The 16,288-nt window shown below is 42.9% G+C and carries 14 protein-coding genes; 13 read left to right on the forward strand and 1 reads right to left on the reverse strand.

What is annotated here, in order from left to right; genetic code table 11:
* Nucleotides 1–53 precede the first annotated feature (53 nt).
* Both IFO66_RS23640 and IFO66_RS01515 read left to right on the forward strand, forming a co-directional pair.
* Nucleotides 54–2,333 carry a glycosyltransferase gene (locus tag IFO66_RS23640; RefSeq protein ID WP_225445413.1) on the forward strand — a complete coding sequence of 760 codons (2,280 nt, stop codon included), beginning with the start codon at nucleotides 54–56 and terminating at the stop codon, nucleotides 2,331–2,333.
* The gene (locus IFO66_RS01515) at nucleotides 2,330–3,589 is read left to right on the forward strand and encodes a glycosyltransferase (RefSeq protein WP_192023435.1); all 1,260 of its coding nucleotides are present in this window, start codon (nucleotides 2,330–2,332) and stop codon (nucleotides 3,587–3,589) included. Before IFO66_RS23640 ends, IFO66_RS01515 begins: the two co-directional genes overlap by 4 nt.
* A 128-nt stretch (nucleotides 3,590–3,717) precedes the next feature.
* Here IFO66_RS01515 and IFO66_RS01520 read toward each other — a convergent pair whose 3' ends face one another.
* Nucleotides 3,718–4,383 (reverse strand): class I SAM-dependent methyltransferase, encoded by a 666-nt coding sequence (locus IFO66_RS01520; RefSeq protein WP_192023436.1) that lies wholly within the window; start codon nucleotides 4,381–4,383, stop codon nucleotides 3,718–3,720.
* 238 nt (nucleotides 4,384–4,621) lie between these two features.
* Here IFO66_RS01520 and IFO66_RS01525 point away from each other — a divergent pair, with 238 nt between their 5' ends.
* From IFO66_RS01525 to IFO66_RS01575, 11 genes are all read left to right on the forward strand, one after another.
* Nucleotides 4,622–5,038, forward strand: coding sequence for a hypothetical protein (locus tag IFO66_RS01525; RefSeq protein WP_192023437.1), 417 nt, complete (start codon nucleotides 4,622–4,624; stop codon nucleotides 5,036–5,038).
* Nucleotides 5,039–5,358: 320 nt separating this feature from the next.
* A complete protein-coding gene (locus IFO66_RS01530; protein ID WP_192023438.1) occupies nucleotides 5,359–6,627 on the forward strand; it encodes a helix-turn-helix domain-containing protein in 1,269 nt (422 codons plus the stop codon).
* A gap of 327 nt (nucleotides 6,628–6,954) precedes the next feature.
* Entirely contained in the window at nucleotides 6,955–7,125 is a 171-nt protein-coding gene (locus tag IFO66_RS24285; RefSeq protein ID WP_225445458.1) for an aspartyl-phosphate phosphatase Spo0E family protein, read from the forward strand.
* A 186-nt stretch (nucleotides 7,126–7,311) separates the two neighbouring features.
* Nucleotides 7,312–8,172, forward strand: coding sequence for an HNH endonuclease signature motif containing protein (locus IFO66_RS01540; RefSeq protein WP_192023440.1), 861 nt, complete (start codon nucleotides 7,312–7,314; stop codon nucleotides 8,170–8,172).
* 18 nt (nucleotides 8,173–8,190) lie between these two features.
* Nucleotides 8,191–8,751, forward strand: a complete 561-nt coding sequence (locus IFO66_RS01545; protein WP_192023441.1) for an SMI1/KNR4 family protein — start codon at nucleotides 8,191–8,193, stop codon at nucleotides 8,749–8,751.
* Nucleotides 8,752–8,802: 51 nt separating this feature from the next.
* Entirely contained in the window at nucleotides 8,803–9,150 is a 348-nt protein-coding gene (locus tag IFO66_RS01550; protein ID WP_192023442.1) for an SMI1/KNR4 family protein, read from the forward strand.
* A 339-nt stretch (nucleotides 9,151–9,489) separates the two neighbouring features.
* Nucleotides 9,490–10,947, forward strand: a complete 1,458-nt coding sequence (locus IFO66_RS01555; RefSeq protein ID WP_192023443.1) for an alpha-helical endospore appendage domain-containing protein — start codon at nucleotides 9,490–9,492, stop codon at nucleotides 10,945–10,947.
* A 188-nt stretch (nucleotides 10,948–11,135) separates the two neighbouring features.
* On the forward strand, nucleotides 11,136–12,380 hold the full coding sequence (locus IFO66_RS01560; protein WP_192023444.1) for an alpha-helical endospore appendage domain-containing protein: 1,245 nt from the start codon (nucleotides 11,136–11,138) through the stop codon (nucleotides 12,378–12,380).
* Nucleotides 12,381–12,780: 400 nt separating this feature from the next.
* The gene (locus tag IFO66_RS01565) at nucleotides 12,781–13,347 is read left to right on the forward strand and encodes a delta-aminolevulinic acid dehydratase (RefSeq protein ID WP_192023445.1); all 567 of its coding nucleotides are present in this window, start codon (nucleotides 12,781–12,783) and stop codon (nucleotides 13,345–13,347) included.
* A gap of 182 nt (nucleotides 13,348–13,529) precedes the next feature.
* On the forward strand, nucleotides 13,530–15,530 hold the full coding sequence (locus IFO66_RS01570) for a prolyl oligopeptidase family serine peptidase (RefSeq protein ID WP_192023446.1): 2,001 nt from the start codon (nucleotides 13,530–13,532) through the stop codon (nucleotides 15,528–15,530).
* A gap of 29 nt (nucleotides 15,531–15,559) precedes the next feature.
* The gene (locus IFO66_RS01575; protein WP_225445414.1) at nucleotides 15,560–16,285 is read left to right on the forward strand and encodes an HAD family hydrolase; all 726 of its coding nucleotides are present in this window, start codon (nucleotides 15,560–15,562) and stop codon (nucleotides 16,283–16,285) included.
* The last annotated feature ends 3 nt before the right edge of the window (nucleotides 16,286–16,288 follow it).

Below are 16,288 nucleotides of genomic sequence, written 5' to 3' on the forward strand. Positions count from 1 at the left end.
CTGATTACGAGTGAGCTTAATGAATGTGTATTTTCTTAGGAAGGATGAGAAGTATGCATCAGACTGACAACCGTGTCACCGAAACTCGCATATCTTTATGCATGATCGTCAAGAACGAAGCATTCCTGATTGGCAAGTGCTTGGAAAGTGTTAAGCATGTCGTGGATGAGATTATTGTGGTAGATACAGGATCGACAGATGAAACAGTATCCATATGCGAATCCCATGGTGCAAAGGTGTTTCCATTTGAATGGCAGGACAATTTCGCTGAGGCGCGCAATTATAGTCTACAGCAAGCTGCGGGGGATTGGATTCTTTGGTTGGATGCAGACGAGCAGTTGGACGAAGACACCTCTCAAACTTTGCGCGAAATATTGAATGTGCAGGAGGCAGACATTGCCCTTATCGAGCTGATCAATTATATTGGTGCCGCTGATAATCCCGAAGAAGCCTTTTTGCTGCATCATCATCGTCTGTTCCGTAATCATAAAGGCTTCCAATTTAATGGACGCATACACGAACAACTTAACGTACAGGAAATACTAGGTTCGAACTTCCCTGTCCACAAGCTGCCTGTCAAAGTCCATCACTTTGGTTATATAAATGCTGTAGTTGAAGTCAAAGGCAAATCTGAGCGTAACAAACAGCTACTTCTGAAAGAGAAGCAAAACGAAGCGTATAGTCCTTGGATAGACTATCATTTAGCAAGCGAATATTACCGACTTGGGCAGTATGAAGAAGCTTATGATACTGTGAATTCGGCGATCAAATCATTTATTGAAAATCAACAGCTTCCCCCCTCACTTTGCTACAAACTAAAATATGACACACTTCTCTCAAACGGCTCCTATGAAGGTGCGTGGCCTTCTATTGAGCGGGCTATTCTCCTGTACCCCGACTACGTCGATCTTCATTTTTATAAAGGACTCATCCTCGATCATAAAAAGAAGCCGGAATTAGCATTGGAAGTCTTCAAGCACTGCATTGAGTTAGGCGAAGAGAATTTGCAGCATCTCACCTTGCGTGGAATGGGAAGTTTTCATGCATGGTATCAGATTGGCCTCTGCTATGAGAAATTAGAACGCCGCAAAGACGCCATACATGCTTATGAACAAACGCTTGTGAGCAATGCTAAGCATGAACTGGCGCAGCAAGCCCTTGAACGGTTGCAGGAGCAGGAACAACTGGATTCGTTAGCGATTAAGATCAGCCTCTGTATGATCGTGAAGAACGAAGAAGAGAGCTTGCAGCGCTGTCTCGACAGTGTGAGCGGGATAGTAGACGAAATCATTATCATCGATACAGGCTCTACGGATAATACGAAGCTGATAGCGAGTGAGAATGCGGCTAACGTATATGATTTTGAATGGATCGACGATTTTGGCGCAGCACGAAACTTTGCGTTCAGTAAGGCAACACAGGAATACATTTTGTGGCTGGATGCGGACGATGTAATCGAGAGTAAGGATCGCACAGCATTAAAAGAGCTAAAACGTGAACTGTCACGTGATATTAACAGTGTAAGCATGCCATATGTGTTGACGACAAACGAGTCGGGAGAACCTCTATTTTCATTGCGGAGAAATCGGCTAGTGCGAAGAGATGCGAACTTTAAATGGATTGGTCCCGTTCATGAATATTTAGAGGTGTACGGACCTATTTTCCACAGCGAAATATGCATCTACCATAAAAAAGATAAGCAATATACCGATCGGAACTTGCGAATCTATGAAAACAGGCTGGCTGCGGGCGAAACGTTTACAGCAAGGGACTTGTACTATTATGCAAACGAGTTAAAAGATCATGCGCGATATCAGGATGCCTTGGACTATTACGAAAAGTTTCTGCAAACGAAGCAAGGGTGGTATGAGGATTGTATTCAGGCTTGCTTGAAAATGGAGTCCTGTCACGAGAAGCTCAATCAGGAGTCTGAGCGGCTGCCGGCATTGTTCCGGTCGTTCGAATTTGATAAGCCTCATTCGGATATTTGCTGCCAAATTGGAGAGTGGATGCTTAACCATAATCGCCATCAGCAAGCCGTTTATTGGTTTGAGCAGGCAACGCAGCTCGCGATCCCTGCGGGTCAGTTAACGATGACACAGGAATCGACGTGGACTTGGATTCCTCATCTGAAACTTTGTGTGTGCTACGATCAAAGTGGTCAGCCCGAGAAGGCTTGTTATCATAATGAGATTGCGTTAAGTTACCTCCCTGATCATCCAAGCATGTTGTACAATCAGACCTACTTCAAACGCATCTTGGGAGAAAAATATGAATTGGCATCCGTTAGTTCTGTTCGTTCAGACCATAGTGATGGGGGGAGCGAAGTGTGAGAACAGGCAAGACGAGTATTATTATCCTTACGCTTAATCAATTTCATCATACGGTGCTTTGCTTGGAAAGCATTCGGAAATATACATCTGAGCCCTACGAATTAATCGTAGTGGATAATGGCTCGACGGATTTGACGGTCTTGTATTTGAAGCAGCAGCCAGATGTAACTCTGATTTGCAACGGTCATAATAAAGGATTTGCTGCGGGGTGCAATCAAGGTTTGGCTATTGCAACAGGGGACAACATCTTATTTTTAAATAATGATACGGTTGTAACGCCTAATTGGCTGACCCACCTGTTGGATGCTTTGCATGCAAGCCCTGATATTGGAATGACTGGGCCACTCACCAACTATTCAAGCGGTCATCAGATCATACCTGTGGCGTATAAGGATTTGCTAGATCTTAATGCGTTTGCTCATGAACATCAAATACGCAATGCGGGGAAAATGACAGAGGTTAGACGGCTGATCGGTTTTTGCCTGCTAGTGAAGCGTGCTGTTCTGGATGAGGTCGGAGGTTTTGACGAGCGATACGATATAGGCAACTTTGAGGATGATGACCTTTGCTTACGGGCGGCACAAGCGGGATACAGGCTCTACATTGCCAATGCCTGCTTCATCCATCATGTGGGGCATGTGACGATGAACGACATTCAGACGGATGAACAGAGGAACAATGTTCAATATTTAATGGGAATAAACCGCCAGAAGGCAAGAGAGAAGTGGGGCGAAGATATTTTTGATTTGATTTATAAAGAAGATGCCAAGTTGAGCTGCTGTGTGATTGCAGCCACTGCTGCTGCGTTGATTAGAACATTAGATTCCATTAAAGAGATTGCAGATGAAATCATCGTTGTGGATAAGACAGGAACATGCGATGAGGTTGCGAGTAATTATAATGCTAGATATATATCTGGGCATTCAGGTGAAAATAAAATGATGCAGTGGGAACGAGCCGTGGAAAAAGCAGAGAGTCCTTATGTGCTGCTGCTTGATGTTGGGGAATATGTATCCGACCGTATGAGGAGAAAGATTCGGATATTGAAACGCTCCATTACGGGAGATACGGTTGGTGTTAAGGTGCTGGTTGAGCATGCAGACACGGAGCAGAATAACTCACAAGTACGATTCATCCAAAAATCATTCCCATTGCGTTATCTAGATAATCCGACGGGTTATAACGAAAATGTGCTAATTAGTGATATCGAAATAGTTGGTGAGTCTATTATTCAAGAAAAGGATGCGATTCATTAGTGCAATATAGTTGGCCTAGACGTTATTGCAAGGTTATTGCAGCGTTCACATACAAGCACAACAAAAGCGCAACTGCCTGTTAGGGTAGGTTGCGCTTCTTTGTATAGAAATTTGTAAAAAAGTTTGTGTTAGGTTTGGTATGCTTGCTTATGCTCTAACCAGTGCTGCTCCAGTGCGTGATAATGCTGATTGATCCCTTTAGGAAATAAAATGCCTAACCCACCAGAGTGTTCAAATTGAAGATGCGGATGCTCTTCCTTCAGCTCTTGCCATAGCTTCCATACGCCGAACCCATATGCATGAATCGAAATATCATGGAACCATACGACGCCGTGTGGGGCAAGCTTGGGCAGCCAAGATTCGTAATCATGCTTTACCGCTTCATACTGATGAAATCCATCGATATGAAGCAGATCAATCGATCCATTGGCAAATTGGCTTCGTGCATCGTCAAAGGTGGTGCGCAGTAGATGGCTAAAGTTAGGATACAAAGTGGATGCAATCGTTGAAACTTGTTCGTACACTTCATTTCCATATTGGCCAGAGTGTGCGTCTCCTACCCAAGTGTCAACGGCATAGCATGAAGTAGGTAATGCAGCATCCTTCACCGCTTGACACATGCTAAAAAAGGAAGCTCCCCAATGTGTACCCAATTCCACAGCTAAATTCGGTTCATGCAACCGAATGAAGTCATAGCAGAAATGGCGATGTCCTACCCAAGCAGAGTGTTGCAAAATACGAGGTTCAAGCTCCTCATATTCAAAAGTAGGGTTATGTTTATGCCAATTGGTCATAGGTCACCTTCTTTTTTCATAATCCAGCTTAACCATTCAAACAGAGGGAATGCATGATAGCAGGCTATAGGTTTATGTATATGAAGCCATTTGTCATTTCGTTCATTGTTACAGTAAAAGTAAGCCGAATGGCCTTATTTGTGCGGTTGGCTCATTCCCTCCGGTTGGCACAACGGGTACAAATTTCAGCACAGTTAATATTCGCGTAACGGATATAACAGATTACGGCAGTGTGTCGTTGACTGGAAATAATGCGGCGATCTACGGTTATGGCTATGTCGATGTTGCTTACAATGAAGCGGTCCCCTTTTTGGAAGCGGAAGTTGTAAATGGAACGGGCATTTCATTTTCTGCTGCGGCTCCAACCATAATTGCATTGGCACCTAACTCCACTTATTTTGCAGCCTATAACTTTATTGAATGCCCGCTGCTCGCAGGTCTTCCTGTAAGAGTCCAATTTACATTGAATGATCTGCCCTTGTTCCAGAGCTTATCCGTAGCCCCGCCATTAGTGGATGGTAACTCGCGTTCAGGAGGAGCAGGCTCTGCGGTGTTTAACACGGGCGCGGGCGTAAACCAACTGAAGCTTATAAATACAAACCTAGAGACGATAAAGTTTGTTGCAGCAAACGTAAACATTTTGCAGATTGGTTGAGTAGAACGGATTGCTATCATTGTACATTCTACAATTCAAGTGGCTTTCAATATTGTAACTAGCAAAGAAAACACCTTCTTAAATTGAGGGTGTTTCTTGTTTTTTAAGTTATTGTTTCAATATTTTAGAAAGATTTAATTAATTGACAACATGTAAAAATATGCTATAATCGTTTTCCAGAGATAGGTTTCCCCGGACCCCATAAAGAAAATTACCTCGAAACATCTTTTCTGAGATTTATCGTTTACTAACCTTCTTAGATACTCATAGTTCTCAACTCTTTGAATTTGTTTCAAAATAATAAAGGATGTGAAAGTGAGATGATTGATACTTTTGCAGACATAATTAGACACCGAAGGTCGAATTTAAAGTTGACAATGGACAAGTTAGCAGAGAAGGCGCGTGTGAATAAAAGTATTATCTCCAGAATTGAAAATGGAGAAGTCAAAAAACCTGAAATTACTACAATAAAATCGCTTGCTGAGGCACTAGAAATAACTTATGATGAGTACATAAGGATATACATCTCATTAGAGCGTAATGCAGAGGTTATTCTAAAAATACTTCAAGAAGCTATATCAATTTCATGTCCTGCACCCCTCATCACAGAAATCGCCACAAGGTACTTGGAACTTCCTCTCGTAGATAGCTATGACGCTATTGAGCAAATTTTTACCACAGCAAACGATGTTAATGATACCGCCATTAAACTGGAATTATTTAAGAAAGTAGTAAGTTATTCACGTGAACATGGTGTGATGACTTATATTGCGAAAGGCATGTATCAGGTTTACATGATCGAAAGAAATGATTTTAGCAAGTTAAATAGTTTGTACCATTATGGGAAAAATATTTTGAATTATGCTAATTTTCTTAATGATAACGACAGAATAGTTTTACATTATTGCCTTGCTGTTCACGCCTACAGCTTAATGTTGTATGAAGATTCTCTACAATTTAGTGAGTACGTAATTAATCATACAAATAAAGATGAATATAAGGCGGCAACAATAAATAACATTATTTTTTGCTTATATAATCTTAAGAGATTTGAAGAAAGCAGAATTTATCTGGAAGATTATAAGAAGATTGATCTTCCATATGTTAATGGGAATTCCAAGATGTTTGAAGGTTTTTTGACCTTAAATACAGGTAATGTGGAGCTTGCTTTGTTACAGTTAGAGTCATATTTAAAACTTTCATCGGAATACAATTTGGTTTACGTTGTCTCGGAATTAATGAATATCTATTTAACAAAAAGTGATTTTGATTCCGCTCTTACTCTACTTGTACATGAATCACAAATGAAAATATCCCTAAATGATTTGCGTACAACACCTGACAAATGGGCTAGGTTAGCTTTTTTTTATCAATTAGTGGGTAAACTGTTTCTGTTGCAAGATGTTAACAAAGCTTTTGAATACTATCTTAAAAGTGCAAAAGAATATTTGAACATAGGCCTTATTAATAATGCACTTGAGAGTTTGGCATTCATTAATATGGCTATTATTGAAGATAGCTCACGTTTTGATGTGAACATTGCAATTCGAACGAATGAAATGTATTTCACTATCATTAATAAAAAATAAAATATTAGAAAGGATTGGTTGGCATGAAAAAATTAATGTCTAAATTACCGATTCTTTTTGTCACAGCGCTATCAGTTGGAATTGCTCATGATATTATTTCCTTCACTGCTCCTTGGGTACTACCTAAATAAGGTATTCATATTTAATTTATTATCTAAGTAGACACTGAGTTTGGTGTCTACTTTTTTTGTTTTTGTTGCTAGTGATTTGCATTTAGTGAAATATCTAACAACAAAAGATATATTCTGTTTAGGGGAACTTGATTTATGGTGGACGGGAAATAGGGGAACCTCGTCCACCGTTATTACTCTGCAAGGACTGATGAGAATGCTTGAAGAGATCGAATTCTTACGGTTCCGAATGAACGAAGCCTATAAAAAAGGCTTAGAATTGACCGATGGTAGGATGGTTGAAATGAGTCAAGACTTAGATAAGTTATTGCTAAAGTATCAAAGGGAGAGTCTTCATAATGAAGTTAAGTATGAAGTATTTACGTAAAGATGCATTCGCAGAAGAAAATAAACTTCTTGTACGTAAGTTGGTGGGAGAAGAGATTAATGACGTAGACACAACTAATAAAGCGCACTATTACACTAGGTGCGGCTGCATGTACAAAAAGTCTTATTACAGGCGTTTTGAATTTGAAAGAACATTTATTGATGTATTTGCTTGTTCGTGCGGAGTATGGACAGTCAATCAAATGAAATGTTGGTGAAGTTAAAAGTATTTCTTGTTTATGTAAAAATATTCGTAACCAGCAGTGAAAATGGTACTGAAATTGTTATTCCTCTTTATGTAACTTACGATGAAGATCTGCAACAGGGGTTTCAGCTTACCGAAAGCGAGTATGAGCAACGTAAATCTTCTTTTTCTCCACTAAGAACTTCTACAATCAAATACGATGTTATTGTATTTGCACATAATGGCACTGTTTCTTACGGGTATCGTATTAGATCAATTTCAGGCTCTAAGCCGAAACCAATTGCAGCTAAAATAACTGTATCTTCATTAGTTTCATCAACTACACGCTTTGGAAGTTATAGCCAATGGGGTTCGGGAGACTTTAATTTGAGTGCTATTAACTTTGTACCAGGTACTGGTCAAGTTAAGCAGGATAACATGTACAATACGTATTACTGGAAGTTTAGAATTAACTCATCGACAACTTGGGATAGTGGAATGGTGACTGCTGATGAAGAAACTAGTGACGCTTTCCTTTATAATAAAAAAGGTGTTTTGTATCCTAAGTACTCCGATCCTCAATCTGGAATAGCACTAATTGAACCTCGCGCAGATATGGTGCCAAATCCCAGAACACCATCATCTACTTATCGTACTAATTTTATGAAGCATTATAACACTAGTTTTGGAAACCCCACATACTTCATTTGGGATGACGTACAAGTTCATCATATGATTCCAGTAAGATTTAATGGGAGTGACGCTATATCCAATTTAATTCCTCTCTGGAAGCCTGGTGTTCAACCGCAGAACGGAATATTGAGTCATAGTGTTTTGAATAGTTGGTGGGCTAACTATTATTAAGTAAGGAAGTGTTTGCGTTTGTCAGAAAAAACTAGATTAACATCAATTATAAAATCTCTTCAAGAGTTGCTTAATTCCTCTTCTGATAGAATGGTTACTACAATTACTCAAGAGGGAAATATCGGAAAAGCAACTTGTTTATTTAATGAACCTATCAGCAGAAAAGAATTTGAAGATATTATAATCACAAATAATTGGAATTTTCCACCTGACGTAATAGAGTTTTATTTAACTCATAATGGGGCAAGAATGTATACGGTTCCAAATTACGGTGGGGGTACAGATTTATTAAGTCTAGACAGGATTTTACGAATAAAACAGGAGCAAATTAACATACCTGATCGATGGGTACCTATTGCATGGACTGATCACACAATAGGAGGCATTTACGTTGATTGTGATCGAGTAGTCGAAAATAGATTCCCGTACCTATATTTTTTAGACGCAATTGCTCCTATAAATGAAGCAATACCAATACATTCAGATTTTACAACATGGCTTGAAAGGTTAATTATATGCCAGGGTGTTGAATATTGGATGTGGGATTTTTACAATTCAATTGAGTTCAAGAATAAATAGAATTTGACATTAGTTACAGCGGGTTACTCAAATAAATAAGGGTGAGTATCTATGTTTATTAAAAAAACTCTACAAGAACTTTATGACGTATATAAAGATGGTTCTAGGGTTGTTATTAGAGAAGAAGGTTATAATTTTGAGAGCATATGTGTATTTCATGCCCCTGCTACTTCTCATGATATTTCTCGTTTAGTAGAAAAGTATCCTGATATGCCTAAAGATTATCTTGAGTTCTTGTCGGTAACGAACGGACTTGCTCCTTTCACTGAGACTGATTTTTTTGGCGGAGGAGATATATATCGAATAGATTCAGTCATTGAGATTAATGCTGCAATCAAACATCCAGCGGCCCAAGGAAATAAATATTGGACGTGGCGTGTAGAAGATCGAAAGTTTTAAACGGGTTAGAAATAAAGCCTGTTTTTAATCGACTAAAATATTTCCTGTCGAGTGGACAGAATAAAACATAAAAAATCGTTTATTTTCCTCAGTTCTGTTCCGAGCTGAGGTTTTTCCATTATACAGATCACATGGTTTTGTAATCCGGTATATAGAAGCGTCCTCGTTGTTATCGAATTGATAATACGGGTCGCTTTTTTATGTTTGTGCTTTATTGAAAGAGAGTAGCATGCTATTTCAAAATCTCTTTATTATGGGCAAACGCCCAGACCAAATCTAGGCATCAGCATAGAATGACGGTATGAATGCATCAAAGACAATTGCCCAGGAGGAAAATAAATGTCTCAATCTAACATACCGAATATTACCCCGCAAATTACGTTAACTCGTGAAGATGCGGTTAACTTATTGCTCTCATCCATAGCCCTTGAAGAACTTGGACTCAGTCATATTATTAATGCTGAGGGAGAGAAGCTTCAATATATTCTCGGTACACTACCAGGAGTCACTGCACCTATTACAACAATCAGTGATATTCTTAATGTGAATGACAGTGTGAGGGAGACACTCCGTGAAGTGTCGAAGAAAAACTTTTTATTGGACAGTAAGCTAAGTAGTGTGTTAAATACACCAATTTCGGTTGGTCCAACAGGCCCTCCGGGACCGACAGGTCCGTCAGGTGGTCCTCCGGGACCAACGGGCCCGGCAGGAGCAACCGGTCCAGCCGGTGCAACAGGTGCTCAAGGGGTGGCAGGCCCAGCAGGGGCACAAGGTCCAACTGGCTCGCAAGGTCCAGCAGGCCCTGCAGGTGCAGTGGGCCCTCAAGGTCCAGCCGGGCCAGCGGGAGCACAAGGCCCAGCAGGTCCAGCAGGCCCGCAGGGTGACCCGGGTCCAGCAGGTCCGCAAGGGGTAGCGGGCCCAGCCGGTCCGCAAGGGGTAGCAGGCCCGGCAGGACCGCAGGGTGATCCAGGCCCAGCCGGTCCGCAAGGTGCCCCAGGCCCAGCGGGAGCACAAGGTGCGCCAGGCGTGGCAGGAGCAACCGGCCCAGCGGGTCCAGCAGGAGCGCAAGGCCCCGCAGGTCCAGCAGGACCGACTGGCCCAGCAGGCCCAGCGGGAGCGACCGGCCCGGCAGGCCCAGCAGGAGCGACCGGCCCAGCGGGTCCAGCGGGAGCGCAAGGCCCGGCAGGCCCAGCAGGAGCAACTGGCCCGGCAGGCCCAGCGGGAGCAACTGGCCCAGCAGGCCCAGCGGGAGCAACTGGCCCAGCAGGTCCAGCAGGAGCAACTGGCCCAGCAGGCCCAGCAGGAGCAACTGGTCCGGCAGGTTCAACAGGAGCGACGGGTGTTGGTGTGACCGGTCCTACAGGACCGACAGGGCCACTCGTAACGGCTAATAATGGAACGTTTACTACGCCTGGGGATGTCACGGTAGCAAATAACGTTGGTTTGCCTTTAAGTCAGAATGGAGTAGTCAATGGTACGGCCATTACTCATATTCCTGGATCGGCAGATATTTTGCTGGATCCTAACCAATCCTATTTAGTAAATTGGTCAGCTTCGGCACCTGGGGTGGCATCTGGGGAACTTAGTGCGCTTTCGTTAACGCTGAACGGTGTTACAGTCGTAGGAAGTATTAATTCAGTAACGAATACAGGTGCTAATAGCAATATTCAACCTGCATATAGTGCTTCCGCAATTGTCAACACTGGTGCAGCGCCCAATATACTTCAATTGGTTAACAGTTCTGGGGTAGCCCAAACATTTACGTTCCCTACAGTAACCATAGTTAAATTGATTTAAAAATATAGTCACAAATATAATAGTTCCACGAAAAAAGATGAGGCGAAAGGATGCCTCATCTTCTTTTCTTTTGTTATAAGTAACGGTAAATATCATCCTTATGGGCAAACACTCAATCAATGAGCTATTGATACCAATACAATACTGTTAGAAATACACAATAGACGAATGGCACGGGAGGTTATCCAATGTCTCAATCGAATATTCCCAATATTACGCCGCAAATAACGGTCACGCGGGAAGACGCGGTTACATTATTGCTCTCCTCCATAGCGATGGAGGAATTAGGGCTAAGTCATATCATAAACGCAGAAGGTGAGAAGCTCCAGTACATCTTAGGTACATTACCTGGTGTATCTGCGCCAACGGTATCTCTAACGGACATACTTGATGTAAATGAGAGTGTGCGCGATACGTTACGTGAAATTACGAAGAAAAACTTTATTCTCGACAGCAAACTAAACAACATACTCAGCACACCTATTGCGATTGGTCCAACTGGTCCTCCCGGACCGACAGGTCCATCTGGTGGTCCTCCAGGGCCGACAGGGGCAACCGGCCCAGCAGGTCCGGCGGGTCCAACAGGAGCGCAAGGTGTAGCAGGTCCAGCCGGTGCTCAAGGCCCAATCGGACCACAAGGCCCAGCGGGCCCGGCAGGTCCAGCAGGCACACAAGGTCCAGCAGGTCCAGCGGGAGCACAGGGCCCAGCAGGTCCGGCAGGACCGCAAGGCGTAGCAGGTCCAGCAGGACCGCAAGGTGAGCCTGGTGTGCAAGGTGCGCAAGGCCCAGCGGGTCCAGCAGGTCCGGCAGGCCCAGCAGGCGCAGTCGGTCCACAAGGTCCAGCAGGCCCAGCAGGTCCACAAGGTGTGGCTGGTCCAGCGGGAGCAACCGGCGCACAAGGTCCAGCAGGAGCAGCGGGCCCAGATGGTCCGATCGGTCCAACAGGTGCGACGGGCGCGACGGGCGCCACTGGTCCATCAGGCCCAACAGGTGCGACGGGTCCAACAGGAACCATTGGATCGGTACCATTTATAGATCTTCAAAATGCTGCACCACAAAATGTGGGAGCTGCTGCGGAATTAATAACTTTTACAACCTCTCTCACCAACAACCCGGCTGTTTTTGGATTTGTCGGTCCTAGTACGAACTGGACAATTAACCAAACGGGTAATTATTACATCAACTTCGAATTGGTAGCCGATAGTCTTGTAGCAACAACAGAACGAGTTACGGCGACTATACTAGGAGATGGTAACCCAATTGCTGGATTATTTATCGATGTTCCATCAGGTTTAGCACTAGAGCTTACTCGAACGATAATCGTGCCTGTAACAATCGTTCCTGCCACGATCCAACTGCAAGTGCAGGGAAGTGCAGGTTCTAGCTTCAATATTACTGCCGCAATGGTATCTTATAGAATTGGCGATCTTTAATGTAAATAGGGGTTCTTCCCTTAAAGTAGAATGTCACAACTGTATACGGAACCTACTATAAGAAAATAAGGAAACGATGAGCGAAGGTTAACGCCGTTACTCTACCGTTTCCTTATTTTTATTTATATGATGCAAGTTGTGATCAGCCTTTAGCTTTAACATTTTTCAAGTTTATTCCTTAAAAGGTGTAGGTTGAAGTAGTTGTGTTTGTTATGGTAATATACTCCACAATTCAAATGTTTATAAATATTGGTAAAGAGGAGTGTCTTTAACGATGACAAACACTAAGCGTTAACGTGTAGCTGTTAGGGTCGAATATCGAGCCCGATCACCTCCATATTTTAGTAGTTGAATCTCATATGTATTCAAAATAACGATGAAACTAATGGAGGAATGGAAGATGAGTAAACCTGTTATGAGTGTTGCGTTAGTATGCGGGCCGGACAGTGATATGGAGGCAAACGCCATCCGAACAACGTTGGAATCATTCGATGCTCGTGTCATTACGTATTGGATTGGCAGACCATCTGACTTGATGGATATTTTGTCAGGTAAGGATTTGTATCCAGATACGGATGTCATTATTTTTAGCTTTCATGGGGATGAAGGAAGCTTTGTCATGCCTGAACTGGATGAATCTGTGTATGAAGAGCATGAGCCAAGAGATGACTTTGGCCCTGAGGAAGTAGCACGATTCGTTAACCTGCCAGGCAAAGTTATACTTGCAAACGGCTGTTCATTAGGCGATCCGAAGCTGGCACAGGCTTTTTTGAACGGTGGTTGCCAAACATATATCGGACCGGATGATTATCCATATGGAAGTTCTGCGCTTATGTTCGTTGTACGATACTTCTACGAGGTTTTGCATAACAAGAAAAGTGTGCAAGAAGCTTTTGCTGTAGCAAAGGCTATGGACGAAGAGTTGGAGATGTATCGCCTTTATGAGCGAGAGCCTGTAGCTCGATAACACCGTTTTTCCTGGAGATGTGGTTGATTCACGTAATAAGAAGGATAGAAAGGCAAGCTAATTTTATCCAAATTTTTATGCAGTATTTTCTAATAAGATGATATGATGTAAGAAGATACATAACCCGTTCGGATATCCGAGCGGGTTATTGTATACGTAATCATCGGAGGAGGAGACAGCAAGTGGGGAAACGTAAAATAACTTCTGAGGATTTGTATCAATTCAAATGGGTGAGCAGCCCTGCCGTCTGTCCAGTCAGCAATCGTATTGCGTATGTATCGAAACAAGTGAACGATGACAAAAGTGGATATGATACCTCCATTCGAATCGTATCGAGTAACGGAGAACAGGATCGTGCTTGGACCCAAGGCCCAAAAGATACATTTCCTGCATGGTCGCAGGATGGAACATCATTGGCTTTTATCCGCAAAGATGGCGATCATAATCAAGTATGGGTGATGGATAGTTCTGGCGGTGAAGCCTATGTGGTTACGAAGGCTGAAGCGGGTGTGACAAGCTTTGCCGTGTCACCTGACGGGCAGTACATCCTTTATTTGTCCAAAGTAAGTGCTGTTGCATTACCTGTAGAAGAAGAGACAGAGAATCGCAAGCCCAGCAAGCAAGTGATCGTTGTGAATCGACTTATGTACAAGTCGGATGGATCGGGGCTATGGGATGGGAAGCGAACACATCTGTTTGTACACGACTGTGCAACTGGTGAAGCCAAGGCGTTAACGAATGGGAATCTTGATGTCACAAGCTTCGCGTGGGCTCCAGATAGTGTAACCATTGCGTACACGGCAAAGAACTTGCAAGATGAGACTGCTGATCCTGATTTAGTACGGACGAATGACTTGTTCGTTGTTGAACGTACGAATGCGGAATCTCGCAGATTAACGGATTCTAGCCTTTCGATTAGCCAACCGGTCTTTTCACATGATGGTCGGACCATCGCCTTCCAAGCATCTGATTTCTCCCATGGATTTGCGTCGCTTCAGCGCTTATATACAGTAACTTATCCAGAAGGCGTACTTGTTTGTCACTCTAAGCACGTAGATTGGCAGCTTGGCAACTATGCAATTACAGATATGAAGGCTGGCGAGTTTGAGGGCCCGATATTCAGTAAAGATGGTCAATTTATGTATACGCTTGCGACGATCGAAGGAAGTGTACATATCATTAAGGTTGGTTTGGATGGTACGTATGAGTTATTAACAGAAGGACCTCAAGAGGTTATGCAATTTGCATGGAATAAGGATGAGACAAGCATCATTATGGTGAAGGCTGATATGATGCAGCCTGGTGCATTGTTCTCTTTTAACGTAGATACAAGAAAGACTATTCAATTAACACATCATAATGATTCATTTTTAGATGAGCTGGAATTAAGTAAGCCAGAAATATTCTGGTTCGAGACATCTGACGGTTGGAAGGTTCAAGGCTGGATGGTTCCACCTGTAGGGATGGAAAAAGGACGAAAGTACCCAACCATTTTAGAAATTCACGGCGGTCCACATGGCATGTACGCAAGCTCCTTTATGCATGAGTTCCAACTGCTAGCTGCACAAGGCTATGCTGTTATATATACGAATCCACGTGGTGGGCATGGCTATGGGCAGAAGTTTGTAAATGCATGCCGTGGCGATTACGGTGGACGAGACTACCAAGATCTAATGGAAGCTGTCGATTATGCTATTGCGAACTTTGATTATATTGATGAACAACGGTTGGGTGTGACGGGCGGAAGCTATGGCGGATTTATGACGAACTGGATTGTCGGTCATACGGATCGTTTCGTAGCAGCTGTAACTCAGCGTTCCATAAGCAATTGGATTTCATTTTATGGTGTAAGTGATATTGGGTATTACTTTACAGAAGATCAAATCGATGGCAACGCATGGGCGGATATGGAGAAGCTGTGGAAGCACTCCCCGCTTGCTTATGTGGAACAGATCAACACGCCTCTATTAATATTGCACGGAGAACAGGATTTACGCTGTCCAATTGAACAAGCGGAGCAATTGTTTATTGCATTGAAACGTCAAGGCAAAGAAACACAGTTCGTCCGTTTCCCAGATGCCAATCATAACTTGTCTCGCAGCGGACATCCAGAACTACGTGTAGAACGGTTAGATCGCATCGTCGGCTGGATGAATCAATTTATTCCTGGCGGGGCTGTGTAAATTCGAGTGTATCTACGAGGTGGGAGAAGATGAGCGTATTGAATAATAAGAGTCAGCAGAATTCTAGTGCTAACCCTGTACCTACAAAGAACGATATGTACAATAGCTTCGCTCATAAACGGGGTATTATTTTCGACATGGACAATACACTGCTGCAATCGAAGATTAATTTCCAAGCTATGAAAGAAGAGACGTATGCGTTCCTTGTGGAACAATGCGTGCTACCTGAAGGACTTCCTTTGCCGCAATACACGACTTCTACCATTATAGAAGAAGCAATAGCAACCAATCGGATGACAGCAGAGCTGCTGCAAGCGATGTGGGAAATACCTGTTAAGCATGAGGTAGAAGGGATGCAGGGAGCAGCGCTGGAGCCAGGGGTAACAGAGCTGCTAGACAAATTACATGGAAGCTATCACTTAGCTGTAGTTACTAACAATTCAGAGAAAGCTGCGCATGCAGCTTTGCGAGATAACGGTATCATTCACTATTTTGATTATGTAGCTGGAAGAGAACACATGCAATCCCTAAAGCCTGCTCCAGACGGATTTATATATATTCTTGATCGATATCCAGCTACTTCTGCTCGTGATTGGCTATCCATAGGGGACTCTTGGATTGATGGGAAAGCGTCCGAAAGAGCAGGGATCGAATTCATTGCTTACCAAGCAGACATCGAAAAGATGAAAAATGCAGAAGTATTTCCGAGGAAATATTTTAGCCATATGAATGAGTTGATGGAGTTGCTGATCTAAGTA

Source organism: Paenibacillus arenosi (assembly GCF_014841135.1).
Classification (GTDB): Bacteria; Bacillota; Bacilli; order Paenibacillales; family Paenibacillaceae; genus Paenibacillus_B; species Paenibacillus_B arenosi.

Coding starts and splice junctions, on each gene's coding strand:
- IFO66_RS23640 (WP_225445413.1), top strand. CDS start 54: ATGCATCAGACTGACAACCGTGTCACCGAAACTCGCATATCTTTATGC.
- IFO66_RS01520 (WP_192023436.1), bottom strand. CDS start 4,383: ATGACCAATTGGCATAAACATAACCCTACTTTTGAATATGAGGAGCTT.
- IFO66_RS01530 (WP_192023438.1), top strand. CDS start 5,359: ATGATTGATACTTTTGCAGACATAATTAGACACCGAAGGTCGAATTTA.
- IFO66_RS24285 (WP_225445458.1), top strand. CDS start 6,955: ATGCTTGAAGAGATCGAATTCTTACGGTTCCGAATGAACGAAGCCTAT.
- IFO66_RS01540 (WP_192023440.1), top strand. CDS start 7,312: ATGGACAGTCAATCAAATGAAATGTTGGTGAAGTTAAAAGTATTTCTT.
- IFO66_RS01550 (WP_192023442.1), top strand. CDS start 8,803: ATGTTTATTAAAAAAACTCTACAAGAACTTTATGACGTATATAAAGAT.
- IFO66_RS01555 (WP_192023443.1), top strand. CDS start 9,490: ATGTCTCAATCTAACATACCGAATATTACCCCGCAAATTACGTTAACT.
- IFO66_RS01560 (WP_192023444.1), top strand. CDS start 11,136: ATGTCTCAATCGAATATTCCCAATATTACGCCGCAAATAACGGTCACG.
- IFO66_RS01565 (WP_192023445.1), top strand. CDS start 12,781: ATGAGTAAACCTGTTATGAGTGTTGCGTTAGTATGCGGGCCGGACAGT.
- IFO66_RS01575 (WP_225445414.1), top strand. CDS start 15,560: ATGAGCGTATTGAATAATAAGAGTCAGCAGAATTCTAGTGCTAACCCT.